This window comes from Burkholderia sp. MSh2 (genome assembly GCF_000731655.1).
Lineage (GTDB): Bacteria > Pseudomonadota > Gammaproteobacteria > Burkholderiales > Burkholderiaceae > Burkholderia > Burkholderia paludis.
Genome location: NZ_JPGM01000032.1, coordinates 54,710 through 70,974, shown reverse-complemented (window position 1 = coordinate 70,974; position 16,265 = coordinate 54,710). Strand labels below are relative to the sequence as shown.

Genomic DNA, 16,265 nt, shown 5'->3' with positions numbered 1-16,265 from the left:
ACCGACCGTAACAAGCGGCCGGCGCGGGAACGCTACAATAACGCTCCGCGTTGCATCCCTAGTTAACGGATTTGTCAGGTGAGTGAAAAAGAAATCGATCAGGCTCTGGTCGAGCGCGTACAGAAGGGCGACAAGGCGGCGTTCGAACTCCTGGTCTCCAAATACCACCGCAAGATCATTCGGCTGATCTCGCGCCTCGTGCGGGATCCCGCCGAGGTCGAGGATGTGGCCCAGGACGCGTTCATCAAGGCGTATCGTGCGCTGCCGCAATTTCGCGGCGAATCGGCGTTCTATACGTGGTTGTACCGGATTGCCGTCAATACGGCGAAGAACTACCTTGCGACGCAAGGCCGCCGGGCACCGACCTCGACCGAGGCCGATGCGGAGGAAGCGGAAACTTTCTCCGATGCAGACCAACTAAGGGATATCAACACGCCTGAGTCGATGTTGATGAGCAAGCAGATTGCCGAGACGGTCAACGCTGCAATGGCTCTGCTGCCCGAGGAACTGCGTCAGGCAATCACGCTGCGCGAGATCGAGGGCCTGAGCTACGAAGAGATCGCGGAAATGATGGGCTGTCCGATCGGGACGGTCCGGTCGCGGATCTTCCGTGCACGCGAGGCAATCGCTGCGAAATTGCGTCCGCTGCTCGATACGCCCGAAGGCAAGCGCTGGTAAGCGCGACAGGCGGAGCGACGCGGGTCGGGGTCTAGTTACGGTTAGAGTCGTGAAGTCACGACGGGGTGTGCAAGATGGGGAGCATCATGGGGTCGGTCAATACGCAGTCGCAAACGTGCTCGCGCGGCGAGCGCCTTTCCGCGCTGGTCGACGGCGAAATGTTCGATGGCCCGGACAACGGGCAGTTTCTGGCTGAGCTCGACCGCGCGGATCGCGCTGCGTGGGCCCATTACCACCTGATCGGCGATGCGCTGCGCTCCGACGAGCTCGCGCTGTCGCCCGCGCTGAGCGTCGCGTTCACCGCCCGCATGTCGGCGGTGCTCGAAAGCGAGCCGCACCTGCTCGCGCCTGCGGCCGCGCCTGTCGCCCGCAGGCTGCTGTCGCTGCGCCGGCGTGTCGTGCCCGCGTTCGCGGTCGCCGCGGCGGCGGCCACGCTCACGTGGATCGTCGTTCCGCAAATGCAGACGGCCGGCGCCCCGGGCGCCGTCCAGGTCGCGTCGGCCGGTGCGCCGCAAGGCGGCAACCTGCAGCGCGTGGCGGTTGCGCAGGCATCGGCCCAGCCGGGGCTGCAGGACGTCAACATCATTCGCGACGCGAGCCTCGACCAATACCTTGAAGCGCACCAGCAATTCGCGCAGCAGCCCGTCGTCACGGGTTCGATGCCGCTGATCCGCGCTGCCGTGACCACCACGCCAGGCCAATAAACCCGATGCGGACATTGCAGTTGAATCACGCCATCTCCGGATGGAAGCGGCTGCCGGCCCTCCTGCTTTGCGCAGCCGCCCTGTTGTCCGTTCAATCCCTCCCTGCCAGCGCCCAGCAACCGGACGATCCAGTCGCGACCCGCAAGGGCGCCGCGGACTGGCTCGACCGCGTCCAGCAGGCGGCGCAGCAGCAGAGCTACGAGGGCACGTTCGTCTACCAGCGCGGCGGGTACGTACAGTCGTCGCGGATCGCGCACGTCGCGTCCCGCGACGGCGAATTCGAGCGGATCGAGACGCTCGACGGCAAGCCGCGCAAGCTGCTGCGGCACAACGACGAGCTTTACACGTTCGTGCCCGAGCGCAAGCTGTGCGTGGTCGAGCGCCGTCAGACGCGCGACTCGTTCCCGGCGCTGCTCGGTGCGAGCGGCGATCACGTGATGTCCGTGTACGATGCGAAGTCGCTGGGCAAGGATCGCGTGGCCGGGATCGATGCGCAGGTCGTCGAGCTCGTGCCGAAGGATGCCTACCGCTTCACGTACAAGCTGTGGGTCGACGCGCGCACGGGGCTGCTGCTGCGTTCGCAGACGCTCGATGCGACCGATCGCGTGCTCGAGCAGATTGCGTTCTCGCAATTGCAGACGGGCGGCGCGAGCGGCGACAAGGCCGCGATCGCGGCCGGCATGCGCAACCTGAGCGGCTGGACGATCGTGCGCCCGCCGGTCGCGGCGGTCGACATGGAGGCGCAGGGCTGGCAGCTCGCGCCGAGCGTTGCCGGCTTCCAGAAGATTCGTGAAGTGCGCCGGCCGATGGCCGCGCGCGACGCCGGCGAGCCGCCGATCCCGGTCGATCAGGCCGTGTTCACCGACGGTCTCGCGACGATCTCGGTTTTCATCGAGCCGGCCGAAAAGAATTCGCGCAAGGAAGGCGCGGGCAGCACCGGGGCGACGAACGTACTCGTGAAGCGCCGCGGCGACTACTGGATCACCGTGCTCGGCGAAGTGCCGCCGGCTACGTTGCAGCAGTTCGCGTCTGCCATAGAATACAAGGCTTCCAAGTAACGCTACGGCTTCCGACATGATGAAACTCACGCTGCGCAAATGGCTCGCGGCGGCGGCATTGTCTGCCAGCCTGCCCCTCGTGCCGCACACCGCGCTCGCGGTGACGGCTCCCGCTGCCAGCCTGCCCGACTTCGCCGATCTGGTCGAAAAGGTCGGGCCGGCCGTCGTGAACATCCGGACCACCGCGAACGTGCCGACGAGCAGCGGCCCGCGCGGGATGCTCCCGCCGGGCTTCGACGACGGCGACATGTCGGAATTCTTCCGGCGCTTCTTCGGCATTCCGCTGCCGCAGGCGCCCGGCGGCGGTAGCGGCAATGGCGGCGGCAGCTCGAAGAATGCGCCGGCGCCGGACAACCCGCCCGACACCGAGCAGAATCGCGGCGTCGGTTCCGGCTTCATCGTATCGGCCGACGGGTACGTGATGACCAACGCGCACGTCGTCGACGATGCGGACACCATCTACGTGACGCTGACCGACAAGCGCGAGTTCAAGGCGAAGCTGATCGGCGTCGACGATCGCACCGACGTCGCGGTCGTCAAGATCCAGGCGTCGAACCTGCCGGTCGTCGCGATCGGCGACTCGAACAAGGTGCGCGTCGGCGAGTGGGTCGTCGCAATCGGTTCGCCGTTCGGTCTCGACAACACGGTCACGGCCGGCATCGTCAGCTCGAAGAGCCGCAACACGGGCGACTACCTGCCGTTCATCCAGACCGACGTGGCCGTGAACCCCGGCAACTCGGGCGGCCCGCTGATCAACATGCAGGGCGAGGTGATCGGCATCAACTCGCAGATCTACAGCCGTACCGGCGGCTTCATGGGCATCTCGTTCGCGATTCCGATCGACGAGGCGATGCGCGTGGCCGACCAGCTGAAGGCGACCGGCAAGGTCACGCGCGGCCGGATCGCGGTGGCGATCGGCGAGGTGACGAAGGACGTGGCCGATTCGATCGGGCTGCCGAAGGCCGAGGGCGCGCTCGTCAGCAGCGTCGAGCCGGGCGGCCCGGCCGACAAGGCGGGCATTCAGCCGGGCGACATCATCCTGAAGTTCAACGGCCGTTCGGTCGATACCGCGTCGGACCTGCCGCGCATGGTCGGCGACACGAAGCCGGGCACGAAGGCGACGGTCAGCGTGTGGCGAAAGGGTCAGGCACGCGATTTGCCGATCACGATCGCCGAGACGCCGGCCGAATCGACCGCGAAGGCCGAGCAGCGCAAGAACGCGCCGCAGAAGCCGCGCCAGGCCAATGCGCTCGGCCTGACCGTCAGCGACCTGACGGCGGAACAGATGAAGACGCTGAAGCTGAAGAACGGCGTGCAGGTCGACGGCGTCGACGGCCCGGCCGCCCGTGCGGGCCTGCAGCGCGGCGACATCGTGCTGCGCGTGGGCGATACCGACATCGCGAACGCCAAGCAGTTCGCCGACGTGACCGCGCAGCTCGATCCGCAGAAGGCGGTCGCGGTGCTCGTACGGCGTGGCGACAACACGCAGTTCGTGCCGGTTCGGCCGCGCCAGAAGTAACGCGCCGATGTTCACGCTCTACGGCCGCGGCTGGTGCCACCTGTGCGACGACATGCGCGACGCACTGGCGCCGGTGGCGGCGGAGTTCGGCGTCGCGGTCGACTACGTCGACATCGACGCCGATGCCGCACTCGTCGCCCGCTACGACGAGGACGTGCCGGTGCTGCTGCTGGACGGTGCGGAAGTGTGCCGCCACCGGTTCGACGCCGTGAAGGTGCGCGGCGTGCTGGCGGCCCGGCGCTGAGTCCGGCCTGCCGCCGGGCGGCTCCGCGCCGCGCGAGGCGGTGCCCGGTGGGCGGCCGTGGCGGGGCGCCGTCCGAAATACCGCCCGGCGAAGGCCTTTTCGGCTAAAATAAGCCGTTTTTTCACCGACTTACAAGGCGTGCTCCGCAGTCGTCGAGCGCGCCTTTTTCGCTTGATCGGCACTGAATGGATCATATTCGCAATTTCTCGATCATCGCGCACATCGACCACGGCAAGTCGACGCTCGCGGATCGCATCATCCAGGTATGCGGCGGCCTCGCCGACCGTGAAATGGAAGCGCAGGTGCTCGATTCGATGGATATCGAGCGTGAGCGCGGCATCACGATCAAGGCGCAGACGGCCGCATTGTCCTATCGCGCGCGCGATGGCAAGGTCTACAACCTGAACCTGATCGACACGCCGGGGCACGTCGACTTCTCGTACGAAGTCAGCCGTTCGCTGTCCGCGTGCGAAGGCGCGCTGCTGGTCGTCGACGCAAGCCAGGGCGTCGAGGCGCAGACGGTCGCGAACTGCTACACGGCGATCGAGCTCGGCGTCGAGGTCGTGCCCGTGCTGAACAAGATCGACCTGCCGGCCGCGAACCCCGAGAACGCGATCGAGGAGATCGAGGACGTGATCGGCATCGACGCGACCGACGCAACGCGCTGCAGCGCGAAGACGGGTCTCGGCGTCGAGGACGTGCTCGAGTCGCTGATCGCGAAGGTGCCGCCGCCGAAGGGCGACCCGGCCGCGCCGCTGCAGGCGCTCATCATCGATTCGTGGTTCGACAACTACGTCGGCGTCGTGATGCTCGTGCGCATCGTCAACGGCACGCTGCGCCCGAAGGACAAGATCAAGCTGATGGCGACCGGCGCGCAGTATCCGGTCGAGCATATCGGCGTGTTCACGCCGAAGTCGCGCAATCTCGAATCGCTGTCGGCGGGGCAGGTGGGCTTCATCATCGCCGGCATCAAGGAACTGACCGCCGCGAAGGTCGGCGATACGGTCACGCTGGTGGCCAAGCCGGCGCTGGAAGCGCTGCCGGGCTTCAAGGAAGTGAAGCCGCAGGTGTTCGCCGGACTCTATCCGGTGGAAGCGAACCAGTACGACGCACTGCGCGAATCGCTCGAGAAGCTGAAGCTCAACGACGCATCGCTGCAGTACGAGCCGGAAGTGTCGCAGGCGCTCGGCTTCGGGTTCCGGTGCGGCTTCCTGGGTCTCCTGCATATGGAGATCGTGCAGGAGCGTCTCGAACGTGAATTCGACATGGACCTCATTACGACCGCACCGACGGTTGTCTACGAGGTCGTGATGAACGGTGGCTCGATCGTCAAGGTCGAGAATCCGGCGAAGATGCCGGAGCCGCCGAAGATCGAGGAGATCCGCGAACCGATCGTCACGGTGAACCTGTACATGCCGCAGGACTACGTCGGCTCGGTGATCACGTTGTGCGAGCAGAAGCGCGGCTCGCAGATCAACATGCAGTATCACGGCCGCCAGGTGCAGCTGACCTACGAAATCCCGATGGCCGAGATCGTGCTCGATTTCTTCGATCGACTGAAGTCGGTGTCGCGCGGCTATGCGTCGATGGATTACGAGTTCAAGGAATACCGGTCGGCCGACGTCGTGAAGGTCGACATGCTGATCAACGGCGACAAGGTCGACGCGCTGTCGGTGATCGTCCACCGGTCGCAATCGCAGTATCGCGGCCGCGAAGTGGCGGCGAAGATGCGCGAGATCATTCCGCGCCAGATGTACGACGTGGCGATCCAGGCCACGATCGGCGCGCACATCATCGCCCGCGAGAACATCAAGGCGCTGCGCAAGAACGTGCTGGCGAAGTGTTACGGCGGCGACATCACGCGGAAGAAGAAACTGCTCGAAAAGCAGAAAGCAGGCAAGAAACGGATGAAGCAGGTGGGTTCGGTCGAGATCCCGCAGGAAGCGTTCCTTGCAATCTTGCGCGTCGAAGACAAATAACAGGACTGATCCTTTTATGAATTTTGCGCTGATTCTTTTTGTGCTCGTCGTCTTGACGGGCGTAGCGTGGGTGCTGGACAAGCTGGTGTTCCTGCCGCGGCGACGCAAGGCGGCCGACTCGGCGATCGAGGAGTTCGATCGCCAGCAGTCGCGCATCGACAAGCGTTTCGCGGACGAAAACGCGGGGCAGACGCGTTCGAAGCTGCGCGACGAGAAGCTGCGCCAGCCGTGGTGGCTCGAGTACACGGCGAGCTTCTTCCCGGTGATTCTCGCGGTGTTCGTCGTGCGTTCGTTCGTCGTCGAGCCGTTCAAGATTCCGTCGGGCTCGATGGTGCCGACGCTGCTGGTCGGCGATTTCATCCTCGTCAACAAGTTCGAATACGGGCTGCGTCTGCCGGTCACGAACACGAAGATCACGCAGGGCAGCCCGTTGTCGCGCGGCGACGTCGTCGTGTTCCGTTATCCGAAGGATGAGTCGGTTGACTACATCAAGCGCGTGATCGGCCTGCCGGGCGATACCGTCGCCTATCAGGACAAGCAGCTCACGATCAACGGCCAGCCGGTGCCTGAGGCGCCGCTGCCCGATTACTTCGACGACGAGCGCCAGAATTACGCGAAGCAGTTCGAGGAAACGATCGGCAACAGGAAGAACGCGATCCTCAACAACCCGGCCGTGCCGCCGTTCGTGATGGGCGCATACGATTATCCGTATCGCGACAACTGCACGTACAACAGCCGCGGCGTGATCTGCAAGGTGCCGCCCGGTCACTACTTCATGATGGGCGACAACCGCGACAACAGTGCGGACAGCCGCTACTGGGGCTTCGTGCCCGACCAGAACATCGTCGGCCGCGCGTTCTTCATCTGGATGAACTTCAGCGACCTGAAGCGCATCGGTTCCTTCAACTGATCGCAGCCGAGTCACTCGCAATGCGCGACGCACGGGCCGCGTCGCGTATTGCCGAACTACTTTAAGAACCGGCGGTAACACCGCCTCGTCACGCCTTTTCGCGTCCGGCCTTGCCGTTTCGGCCCGACCGGCGCCCGCGTTATACTCCTGCACATGCCCCTATCCCAGTTGGAAAGCCGGCTGCGCTACGAATTTCGCAATGCGGAATTGTTGCGCCAGGCTTTGACCCATCGTAGTCACAGTGCCACGCACAACGAACGGCTCGAGTTTCTCGGCGACTCCGTTCTGAATTGCGCGGTGGCTGCCCTTTTGTTCCAGCGTTTCAGCAAGCTGGACGAAGGCGATCTGTCGCGCGTACGCGCCAACCTCGTCAAACAGCAGTCGCTGTATGAAATTGCTCAGGCCCTGAATATCTCCGACGGGCTGCGGCTGGGCGAGGGCGAGTTGCGCAGCGGCGGCTTCCGCCGGCCGTCGATCCTCGCGGACGCATTCGAAGCCATCATCGGGGCCGTGTTCCTCGATGGCGGCTTCGAAGCCGCCCAAGGGGTCATCAAGCGCCTCTACATCCCGATTCTCGACCACATCGATCCGCGCACGCTCGGCAAGGACGCGAAGACGCTGCTGCAGGAATACCTGCAGGGGCACAAGATCGCGCTGCCGACCTATACGGTCGTCGCGACGCATGGTGCGGCGCACAATCAGCAGTTCGAGGTCGAATGCACGGTGCCGAAGCTGGACGTGAAGGTGTCGGGCTCCGGCGCGAGCCGGCGCGCGGCCGAGCAGGCCGCGGCGAAGAAGGCGCTCGACGAGGTGATGGCGGCCGCGCCGATGCTGGCCGCGAAGCCGAAGCGCTCGAAGAATGCGCGCGGGTCGAAGCATGTCGAACCCGAAATCGTGCCGGGCGTGAAGGGCGTGCAGGAAGCGCTCGACCTGCGCTCGCCGGAACGGAAGGAGCGTGCGTCGGCGCGCGAGGCCAGGGCGGCTGCGTCCGCGGCAGCCGCCGCGAGCGGCGCGGAGCCGGCCGCGGCGCCGATGGCCGCGATTCGCGCGGCGCATGTCGAGGCAGCCACGGACAAGGGCGAACGGGCGACGAAGCCGGTGGTCGACAAGGTTGCCGACAAGCCGGCCGAGCGACCTGACAAGGCCGTGGACAAGCCCGCCGATGGCGCGTTGCGCACCGTCGACAAGCCGGCAGGCCATGCCGTCGATCCGGCTGCGCCGGCCGACAAGCCTTCCGCCGGTTCCGACCCCGCCACTCGTACGACGATTCGCGCACGCGATGCCGCGGCGTCCGATTCCGATACGCCGCCGGGCGGCGCGAGCGTCGCCGCCGCGCAGGCGCGCGTGGCCGATGCCGACCACTGAATTGCCCAGCGATCGTGCCGCGCGCCGCGCGGCCGTTTCCGAACCTGTCTCCCAAACGATATGAACACTCCCGCTCCTACCGGTTTCCGTTGCGGCATGATCGCGATCGTGGGCCGCCCGAACGTCGGCAAGTCGACGTTGATGAACGCACTCGTCGGCCAGAAGATCAGCATCACGTCGCGCAAGGCGCAGACGACCCGTCACCGCATCACCGGCATCAACACGTTCGACGACGCGCAATTCGTGTTCGTCGATACGCCGGGCTTCCAGACCCGTCACAGCACCGCGCTGAACCGCTCGCTGAACCGCGCGGTCACGTCGACGCTGACATCGGTCGACGTGATCCTGTTCGTGATCGAGGCCGGCCGCTTCGGGCCCGATGACCAGAAGGTGCTCGACCTGATCCCGCCCGGCATGCCGACCCTGCTGATCGCGAACAAGATCGACCGCGTGAACGACAAGGCGACGCTGTTCCCGTTCATGCAGCAGATGAGCACGTTGCGCGAGTTCACCGAGCTCGTGCCGTTGTCGGCGCAGCGGCCGGAAGACATCAAGCGCCTGCTGGACACGATCAAGCCGTACCTGCCGGAAGGCGAGCCGATCTACGGCGAGGACGAGCTGACCGATCGCAGCTCGCGCTTCCTCGCGGCTGAAATCCTGCGTGAGAAGGTGTTCCGCTGGACCGGCGACGAACTGCCGTACACGAGCACCGTGCTGATCGACAAGTTCGAGGAGGAAGGGCGCTTGAAGCGCATCTTCGCGACGATCCTTGTCGAGCGCGATTCGCACAAGGCGATGGTGATCGGCAAGAAGGGCGAGAAGCTCAAGCAGATCAGCACCGAGGCGCGGATGGACATGGAGAAGCTGTTCGACGGCCCCGTGTACCTCGAGACCTTCGTGAAGGTGAAGAGCGGCTGGGCCGACAACGAGGCGGGGCTGCGCGCCTATGGGTACGAATGACGCGCTGACGTCGACTGAAGACGCGGTGACGGCCGGCGCGAACGACGCGCCGCTGCCGGCACCGCCCGAACCGCCGCGCAAGGCGCGGCGCGCGACGTCTCGCACGTCCGATTTCCGCGTCGCCGAGCAGCCGGCGTTCGTGCTGCACAGCTATCCGTACCGTGAAACGAGCCTGATCGTCGATGTATTGACGCGCGATCATGGCCGGCTCGCGCTCGTCGCGAAGGGCGCGAAGCGCCCGCACTCCGCATTGCGCGGCGTACTGCAGACCTTCCAGCCGCTGCTGCTGTCCTGGTCGGGCAAATCCGAGGTGCGCACGCTGACGGGCGCCGAGTGGGTCGGCGGGATGCTGCCGCTCGGCGGCGACGGGCTGCTGTGCGGCTTCTACGCGAACGAGCTGCTCGTCAAATTCTGCGCGCGCGAGGATCCCCAGCCGCCGCTTTTCAACCACTACGTGCTGACCCTCACGCGTCTCGCCCACGGCGAGCCCGCGGTGCAGGTGCTGCGCTCGTTCGAGCGCGTGCTGTTGCGCGAGACCGGCTACGCGATGGCGCTGAACCGCACGGTCGCGCGCCGCACGGTCGAGCCTGACCGCCGCTACGTGTTCGATCCCGAGCGCGGCGTGCGCAATGCGGACGACGACGTTCCGTCGCACTGGCCGGTCATTTCCGGACAGACGTTGCTCGACATGGAGCAGGACGATTACCATCGAGCCCAGACGGTTGCGCAAAGCAAGACGCTGATGCGCTTCCTGCTGAACACCTATCTCGGCGGTACGCCGCTTGCCACGCGTCAGATCCTGATCGACCTGCAAAACCTATGAGCTTCTTCCTGACAACGCCCACCGCCATCGACCTCGGCGTGAACATCGACCACGTCGCGACGCTGCGCAATGCGCGCGGCACGACCTATCCGGACCCGATCCGCGCGGCGCTCGCCGCCGAGGAAGCCGGTGCGGATGCGATCACGCTGCATCTGCGCGAGGACCGCCGCCACATCGTCGATGCGGATGTGCGCAAGCTGCGACCGCTGCTGAAGACGCGCATGAATCTCGAATGCGCGGTGACGGCCGAGATGCTCGATATCGCATGCGAGGTGCGCCCGCACGACGCGTGCCTCGTGCCCGAGAAGCGCGAGGAACTGACGACCGAAGGCGGTCTCGATGTCGCCGGCCACTTCGAGGCCGTGCGTGCGGCGTGCAAGCAGCTTGCCGACGTGGGCGTGCGCGTGTCGCTGTTCATCGACCCGGACGAGACGCAGATCCGCGCCGCGCACGAAGCGGGCGCGCCGGTGATCGAGCTGCATACGGGCCGTTATGCCGAGGCTCACGACGAAGCCGAGCAGCAGCGCGAATACGAGCGCATCGTCGCCGGTGTGCAGGCCGGCGCGCAGCTCGGCCTGAAGGTCAACGCGGGCCACGGCCTGCATTACACGAACGTGCAGCAGATTGCCGCGATCGACGGCATCGTCGAGCTGAACATCGGCCACGCGATCGTCGCGCATGCGATCTTCGCGGGCTGGGACAACGCGGTGCGCGAGATGAAGGCGATCATGGTTGCCGCGCGCGTGGCCGCGCTGCACGGCGGCGCACGCTGAAGATGGCAAGCCGGCGCGCATCGCACGTCGTGCCTGACCCGGCCGCGCCGGGGCGTACCGGCGCGCACTGACATGGCGATCTACGGCATCGGCACCGATATCGCCCAGGTGAGCCGCATCGCGGCCGTGCTCGAACGCACGGGCGGCCGCTTTGCCGAGAAAGTGCTGGGCCCCGACGAACTGCGCGTGTTCCACGCGCGCCGCGCACGCTCCGAGGCGCGCGGCATCGCGTTCCTGGCGACGCGCTTTTCCGCGAAGGAAGCGTTCTCGAAGGCGATCGGGCTCGGCATGCACTGGCCGATGACGTGGCGTGCGCTGCAGACGCTCAACCGCCCGAGCGGCGAGCCGTACGTGGTCGCGTCGGGCGAGCTGGCGGACTGGCTTGCCGCGCGCGGCATCACGGCGCGCGTGACGGTCAGCGACGAACGCGACTATGCGGTGTCGTTCGTGATCGCCGAAACGGACGCCGCGCCTGCCCCTGTTTCCCGAACCCCCTCCTGACGGAATTCCCGATTCGATGAAAACGACTCCCGGCCCGGTCATGCTCGACGTCGTCGGCACGACCCTGTCGCGCGACGATGCGCGGCGCCTCGCGCATCCGAACACCGGCGGCGTGATCCTGTTCGCGCGGCATTTCCAGGACCGCGCGCAACTGACCGCGCTGACCGACTCGATCCGCGCGGTGCGCGAAGATATCCTGATCGCCGTCGACCACGAAGGCGGACGCGTGCAGCGTTTCCGCACCGACGGTTTCACGGTGCTGCCTGCCATGCGTCGCCTCGGCGAGCTGTGGGATCGCGACGTGCTGCTCGCGACGAAGGTGGCAACCGCCGTCGGCTACGTCCTGGCCGCCGAACTGCGTGCATGCGGGATCGACATGAGCTTCACGCCGGTGCTCGACCTTGACTACGGGCACTCGACGGTGATCGGGGATCGCGCGTTCCATCGCGACCCGCGCGTCGTCACGCTTCTCGCGAAGAGCCTGAACCACGGGTTGTCGCTTGCCGGGATGGCGAACTGCGGCAAGCATTTTCCCGGGCACGGCTTCGCGGAGGCCGATTCGCACGTCGCCCTGCCGACCGACGACCGCGCGCTCGATGCGATCCTCGAGCAGGACGTCGCGCCTTACGACTGGCTCGGCCTGTCGCTGTCCGCGGTGATTCCGGCGCACGTGATCTATACGCAGGTCGACAAGCGGCCGGCGGGTTTCTCTCGGGTGTGGCTGCAGGACATCCTGCGCGGGCGGCTCGGCTTCACGGGCGCGATCTTCAGCGACGACCTGTCGATGGAGGCCGCGCGCGAAGGCGGCACGCTCACGCAGGCGGCCGACGCCGCGCTTGCCGCCGGGTGCGACATGGTGCTCGTCTGCAATCAGCCGGATGCGGCCGAGGTCGTGCTGAACGGGCTGAAGGCGCAGCCGTCGGCCGAGTCGGTGCGACGCATCAAACGGATGCGTGCGCGTGGCAAGGCGCTCAAGTGGGACAAGCTGGTCGCGCAGCCTGCCTATCTGCAGGCGCAGGCGTTGTTGAAAAGCGCACTGGCCTGAGCGGGAAGGGGATGGCGCGGTTCACGTCATCCCGGCCGTCGCAGCAAAAAGCCGCGCAATTGCGCGGCTTTTTTTCTGCCGGGCGGCGGATACGGATCGGCCGTCGGCATGGCGAACTTGAGCGCAACTAACGGTCAGACCCGACCAGCGCCCGTATTCCGTCGCCGCCTGCTCAGTTCACCTTCATCCGCTGCAGCTTGTTGTACAGCGTCTTCGGGCTGATGCCGAGCAGCGTCGCCGCACGGTGACGCGTGCCGCCGACCGCGTCGAGGGTCGCGCGGATCAGCAGATCCTCGACGTCGGACAGCGGCGTGCCGACCTTGATCTGCACGCTGCTGCCGTTCAGCGCCGCGCCGGAGGAGAAGCTTGCTTCACCTGCGCGCAGCGTCTCGATGAAGTCGCCCGATGCGTCGTACGCGAAGCGTACGCGTTCCTGCAGTTCGCGCACGTTGCCCGGCCATTCGTAGGAAAGGCATTCGCGGACGAAGCCCGGAGCCGCGCGCTTGTCGGTCGTGCTGCGGCCGGTTGCGCGCGCGTCGCGATTCAGTTCGTCGATCAGCGCGTCCGCGATCGCGAGCGCGTCGCCATCGCGCTCGCGCAGCGGCGGCATCGTGATCGCCGCCGCGTCGAGGCGCAACCAGAGATCCTCGCGCAGCGTGCCGTTCGCGACAGCTTCGCGCGCCGGGCGGCGCGTGGTGGCGATCAGCCGGAAATCGCTGGCGATCGCGCTCGTGCCGCCGATGCGCATGAAGTTCTGCGAATCGAGCGCTTGCAGCAGCGCTTCCTGCAGCACGAGCGGCAGCGCGGTGATTTCGTCGAGGAACAGCGTGCCGCCGCCGGCCTGTTCGAACAGGCCCGATTCGCGTCGCTCGGCGCCATCGAACGCACCGCGCTCATGGCCGAACAGCACGCTGTCGAGCGGTGCGCCGTGCCGGCCGGCCTGCGCGATGGTGCGGCAGTCGAACGACACGAACGGCCCCTTGCGGCGCCGGCTCAGGTCGTGCAGCGTGCGCGCGGCCAGCTTCTTGCCGGTACCGGCCTCGCCCGAGAACAGGACGGCCGTTTCGGTACGCCCGTTGTGCTCGATCATGTCGTACACGTGTTGCATCGCGTCGCTGCGGCCGACCAGCGCGCCGAAGCGGCCGAGATGGCGCAGCGATGCGCGCAGCGACTGCACTTCGTCGATCAGTTCGTACGGACGGGGGATCCGCGCCAGCAGGCTGCGCAGGCGCGGGATGTTGATCGGCTTCAGCAGGTAGTCCCAGATGCCGTGACGCAAGCCCTCGATGGCGCTCTCGACCGTCGCATTGCCGGTCAGCACGATGACGGGCAGCGAGCCGTTCGGCTGTTGCTGCGGCAGGTGCTGCAGCAGGTCGAACCCGCTGCCGTCGGGCAGGTTCAGGTCGACGAGGACGACATCGGGAATCGAGCGGCCGAGCGCCGTGCGCGCTTCGGCCAGCGACGTGGCAGTGTCGACCGAGAAGCCGTCCGCGGCGAGCAGCGCAGTGAGGCCGGACAGACTGTTGGGATCGTCTTCGACAATCAGGGCGTGTGGCATGGTGAACGCGAGTCGAGTCAAGAGAGGCGGGCTGTCGGCCCCCCGGGGCCGCAGCCGCATGTCAGATTAAAGACTGATTTTATGCCCCGCCGAACGCGTAACGAACATTATTTATCGGGCGCTGTAAAACAGTTACCGATGATACAAATTGAATATCTTTACCGGTGGCTTTTGCGCTTTTTATCGGGGTCGGGTCGCGCGCTGTTGGCGCCAGGCAAACAAAAAGCGCCCCGAAGGGCGCTTTGTTCGATGCGGGTATCGCTGGCGATTACGCGCGGCTGCGGTACTCGTTCGTACGCGTATCGATTTCGATCTTGTCGCCGGTGTTGCAGAACAGCGGCACTTGCAGTTCGAAGCCCGTGGCGAGCTTCGCGTTCTTCAGCACCTTGCCCGACGACGTGTCGCCCTTGACGGCCGGTTCCGTGTAGGTGATCTCGCGAACGAGGATCGTCGGCAGTTCGACCGAGATCGCCTTCTCGTTGTAGAACACGACTTCGCAAGCCATGCCGTCTTCGAGGTAGTTCAGCGCTTCGCCCATCATTTCGGCTTCGACTTCGTACTGGTTGTAGTCGGCGTCCATGAACACGTACATCGGGTCGGCGAAGTACGAGTACGTCACTTCCTTGCGGTCGAGCACGACGACTTCGAACTTGTCGTCAGCCTTGTAGACCGATTCCTGACCTGCGTTGGACAGCAGGTTCTTCATCTTCATCTTGACGACGGCGGCGTTACGGCCCGACTTGTTGTATTCCGTCTTTGCGATAACCCAGGCATCGCTGCCGATCTGCACGACGTTGCCTACGCGGAGTTCCTGTGCGGTTTTCATAAAAAAACTGTCCTGATCAAATCAAATAAATAGGTGCCTGAGCGTTGCACAACGGGTGAGGCGCCAAGCAGACGCGTTCCGGTGGGCGCCAAAGCGAGCGCTTGCGTGGTCAGCCGTCGGATAACCGCTTATTTTAACTGAGATTTTGCGAATTCCGCCAGCTTTCCGGCGAGATCGCCGACGGCCGCGAGCGCGTCGGCCCAGCGGCTCGCGTTGGCGTCGAGCGCCGCGCGGTGTTGCCAGAGATCGGCCCAGTCGGGCGTGCCGGCGCCGTTCCATGCATGCCAGAACCGCTCGAGCGCGGCGCGCGGCGCGTCGGCGAGCCCGGCCGACAGGTGCGCGAGCGCGGCGTCGAGTTTCGGCAGGTGCGCGTCGTCGGCCTGCGGGTAGATGTGCCACACGAACGGCTTGCGCGCCCACTGCGCGCGGACGAACGAATCCTCGCCGCGCACGAAGTTGGCATCGGCCACCCACAGCAGCGGATCGTAGTCGGCCTGCGGAACGAACGCGAGCCCGTGTGCGACCAGGTTGCCGCTGCGTGCGTGCGCGCCCGCGCCGAACGATTCGACGCCGAAGAAGCGCGCGACGGCGGGCGACACGCGGCCGGCCGGCACGAGTGCGACGACGGGCGACGGGCCGTCGCGCCACTGCGCGAGCAGCGCGTCGACGGCCGGATTCTCGTACGCGAACAGGCTGACGACCGTCGTGCCGGGCGCCGGCGGCGGGCCGCCGGTCGCGCGTTGCCACCACGCGGCGCGTGCCGCCGCGTCGGTCTCGAAGGCGAGGCGGCGCGCATCGAGGTCGCGCTCCTTCAGGACGCCGCCGGTGCCGGCCGACAGGCCCGGGAAGAAAAACGTCTTCAGCAGCGGGTAGCGCGGATGCGGCGACGGCCGCAGATGGAAATCGGCGACCCAGTCCTCGGCGCTCAGGTATTCGAGGTTGATCCACACCGGGCGACGCGTGCGGCGCGCCATCGCCGCGAGATACGCGCCGGGCAGCTCGCACGCGAACGCCTCGATCACGACGTCGGCGATTTCCAGCGCGTCGCCGGCTTCCGCATGCCAGTGTTCGACCGCGATCGAGTCGACCGTCTGCCGTGGCGCGTCGGGATCGAGCCCCGGCAGCAGGCGCGCGAACGTGCGCAGGTCGTCGACGAACAGGCGAACCTGCCAGCCGTGTTCGTGCGCGAGCTGGCGCGCGACGCGCCAGCAGACGCCGATGTCGCCGAAATTGTCGATCACCGTACAGAAGAGGTCGCAGGCGATCGGTTCGCCCGGCGCGAGCGGCGCGGCGGGCAGGGGGGCAGCGGTGGTGCGTGGCAT

Annotated in this window: 16 protein-coding genes; 13 read left to right on the top strand and 3 right to left on the bottom strand. The window is 66.3% G+C overall.

Going from position 1 to position 16,265, the window contains the following annotated elements; genetic code table 11:
* Positions 1–78 precede the first annotated feature (78 nt).
* The 13 genes from rpoE to nagZ all read left to right on the top strand — a co-directional run bounded on the left by rpoE (position 79) and on the right by nagZ (position 12,559).
* Positions 79–678 (top strand): RNA polymerase sigma factor RpoE, encoded by a 600-nt coding sequence (rpoE, locus tag GQ57_RS21005; protein ID WP_006490873.1) that lies wholly within the window; start codon positions 79–81, stop codon positions 676–678.
* A gap of 86 nt (positions 679–764) precedes the next feature.
* A complete protein-coding gene (locus GQ57_RS21000) occupies positions 765–1,382 on the top strand; it encodes a sigma-E factor negative regulatory protein (protein ID WP_031400022.1) in 618 nt (205 codons plus the stop codon).
* Positions 1,383–1,387: 5 nt separating this feature from the next.
* Positions 1,388–2,440: a MucB/RseB C-terminal domain-containing protein gene (locus GQ57_RS20995; RefSeq protein ID WP_031400023.1), complete on the top strand. Its 1,053-nt coding sequence runs from the start codon at positions 1,388–1,390 to the stop codon at positions 2,438–2,440.
* A gap of 16 nt (positions 2,441–2,456) precedes the next feature.
* The gene (locus tag GQ57_RS20990) at positions 2,457–3,959 is read left to right on the top strand and encodes a DegQ family serine endoprotease (protein WP_031400024.1); all 1,503 of its coding nucleotides are present in this window, start codon (positions 2,457–2,459) and stop codon (positions 3,957–3,959) included.
* Positions 3,960–3,966: 7 nt separating this feature from the next.
* On the top strand, positions 3,967–4,203 hold the full coding sequence (locus GQ57_RS20985) for a glutaredoxin family protein (RefSeq protein WP_031400025.1): 237 nt from the start codon (positions 3,967–3,969) through the stop codon (positions 4,201–4,203).
* A 185-nt stretch (positions 4,204–4,388) separates the two neighbouring features.
* Positions 4,389–6,182 carry a translation elongation factor 4 gene (gene lepA / locus GQ57_RS20980; RefSeq protein ID WP_031400026.1) on the top strand — a complete coding sequence of 598 codons (1,794 nt, stop codon included), beginning with the start codon at positions 4,389–4,391 and terminating at the stop codon, positions 6,180–6,182.
* Positions 6,183–6,198: 16 nt separating this feature from the next.
* Positions 6,199–7,092, top strand: coding sequence for a signal peptidase I (gene lepB, locus GQ57_RS20975; RefSeq protein ID WP_031400027.1), 894 nt, complete (start codon positions 6,199–6,201; stop codon positions 7,090–7,092).
* A gap of 153 nt (positions 7,093–7,245) precedes the next feature.
* Positions 7,246–8,457 carry a ribonuclease III gene (gene rnc / locus GQ57_RS20970; RefSeq protein WP_034198911.1) on the top strand — a complete coding sequence of 404 codons (1,212 nt, stop codon included), beginning with the start codon at positions 7,246–7,248 and terminating at the stop codon, positions 8,455–8,457.
* A 60-nt stretch (positions 8,458–8,517) separates the two neighbouring features.
* Positions 8,518–9,417, top strand: a complete 900-nt coding sequence (era, locus tag GQ57_RS20965; RefSeq protein WP_031400029.1) for a GTPase Era — start codon at positions 8,518–8,520, stop codon at positions 9,415–9,417.
* Positions 9,404–10,240 (top strand): DNA repair protein RecO, encoded by an 837-nt coding sequence (gene recO / locus GQ57_RS20960; RefSeq protein ID WP_031400030.1) that lies wholly within the window; start codon positions 9,404–9,406, stop codon positions 10,238–10,240. The genes era and recO overlap by 14 nt, the downstream gene beginning before the upstream one ends.
* The gene (pdxJ, locus tag GQ57_RS20955) at positions 10,237–11,013 is read left to right on the top strand and encodes a pyridoxine 5'-phosphate synthase (protein WP_031400031.1); all 777 of its coding nucleotides are present in this window, start codon (positions 10,237–10,239) and stop codon (positions 11,011–11,013) included. The genes recO and pdxJ overlap by 4 nt, the downstream gene beginning before the upstream one ends.
* A gap of 72 nt (positions 11,014–11,085) precedes the next feature.
* On the top strand, positions 11,086–11,514 hold the full coding sequence (acpS, locus tag GQ57_RS20950; RefSeq protein WP_031400032.1) for a holo-ACP synthase: 429 nt from the start codon (positions 11,086–11,088) through the stop codon (positions 11,512–11,514).
* 16 nt (positions 11,515–11,530) lie between these two features.
* A complete protein-coding gene (nagZ, locus tag GQ57_RS20945; protein WP_034198910.1) occupies positions 11,531–12,559 on the top strand; it encodes a beta-N-acetylhexosaminidase in 1,029 nt (342 codons plus the stop codon).
* 172 nt (positions 12,560–12,731) lie between these two features.
* Here nagZ and GQ57_RS20940 read toward each other — a convergent pair whose 3' ends face one another.
* The 3 genes from GQ57_RS20940 to earP all read right to left on the bottom strand — a co-directional run bounded on the left by GQ57_RS20940 (position 12,732) and on the right by earP (position 16,265).
* Positions 12,732–14,117, bottom strand: coding sequence for a sigma-54-dependent transcriptional regulator (locus GQ57_RS20940; protein ID WP_031400034.1), 1,386 nt, complete (start codon positions 14,115–14,117; stop codon positions 12,732–12,734).
* A 268-nt stretch (positions 14,118–14,385) separates the two neighbouring features.
* Positions 14,386–14,943, bottom strand: a complete 558-nt coding sequence (efp, locus tag GQ57_RS20935; RefSeq protein ID WP_031400035.1) for an elongation factor P — start codon at positions 14,941–14,943, stop codon at positions 14,386–14,388.
* Positions 14,944–15,071: 128 nt separating this feature from the next.
* Positions 15,072–16,265 carry an elongation factor P maturation arginine rhamnosyltransferase EarP gene (earP, locus tag GQ57_RS20930; protein WP_031400036.1) on the bottom strand — a complete coding sequence of 398 codons (1,194 nt, stop codon included), beginning with the start codon at positions 16,263–16,265 and terminating at the stop codon, positions 15,072–15,074.

What these genes read in the sequence shown, in the direction of transcription:
- GQ57_RS21000 (WP_031400022.1), top strand. Translation starts at nt 765, where the DNA reads ATGGGGTCGGTCAATACGCAGTCGCAAACGTGCTCGCGCGGCGAGCGC.
- GQ57_RS20995 (WP_031400023.1), top strand. Translation starts at nt 1,388, where the DNA reads ATGCGGACATTGCAGTTGAATCACGCCATCTCCGGATGGAAGCGGCTG.
- GQ57_RS20990 (WP_031400024.1), top strand. Translation starts at nt 2,457, where the DNA reads ATGATGAAACTCACGCTGCGCAAATGGCTCGCGGCGGCGGCATTGTCT.
- GQ57_RS20985 (WP_031400025.1), top strand. Translation starts at nt 3,967, where the DNA reads ATGTTCACGCTCTACGGCCGCGGCTGGTGCCACCTGTGCGACGACATG.
- lepA (WP_031400026.1), top strand. Translation starts at nt 4,389, where the DNA reads ATGGATCATATTCGCAATTTCTCGATCATCGCGCACATCGACCACGGC.
- lepB (WP_031400027.1), top strand. Translation starts at nt 6,199, where the DNA reads ATGAATTTTGCGCTGATTCTTTTTGTGCTCGTCGTCTTGACGGGCGTA.
- rnc (WP_034198911.1), top strand. Translation starts at nt 7,246, where the DNA reads ATGCCCCTATCCCAGTTGGAAAGCCGGCTGCGCTACGAATTTCGCAAT.
- era (WP_031400029.1), top strand. Translation starts at nt 8,518, where the DNA reads ATGAACACTCCCGCTCCTACCGGTTTCCGTTGCGGCATGATCGCGATC.
- recO (WP_031400030.1), top strand. Translation starts at nt 9,404, where the DNA reads ATGGGTACGAATGACGCGCTGACGTCGACTGAAGACGCGGTGACGGCC.
- pdxJ (WP_031400031.1), top strand. Translation starts at nt 10,237, where the DNA reads ATGAGCTTCTTCCTGACAACGCCCACCGCCATCGACCTCGGCGTGAAC.
- acpS (WP_031400032.1), top strand. Translation starts at nt 11,086, where the DNA reads ATGGCGATCTACGGCATCGGCACCGATATCGCCCAGGTGAGCCGCATC.
- nagZ (WP_034198910.1), top strand. Translation starts at nt 11,531, where the DNA reads ATGAAAACGACTCCCGGCCCGGTCATGCTCGACGTCGTCGGCACGACC.
- GQ57_RS20940 (WP_031400034.1), bottom strand. Translation starts at nt 14,117, where the DNA reads ATGCCACACGCCCTGATTGTCGAAGACGATCCCAACAGTCTGTCCGGC.
- efp (WP_031400035.1), bottom strand. Translation starts at nt 14,943, where the DNA reads ATGAAAACCGCACAGGAACTCCGCGTAGGCAACGTCGTGCAGATCGGC.
- earP (WP_031400036.1), bottom strand. Translation starts at nt 16,265, where the DNA reads ATGCCACGCACCACCGCTGCCCCCCTGCCCGCCGCGCCGCTCGCGCCG.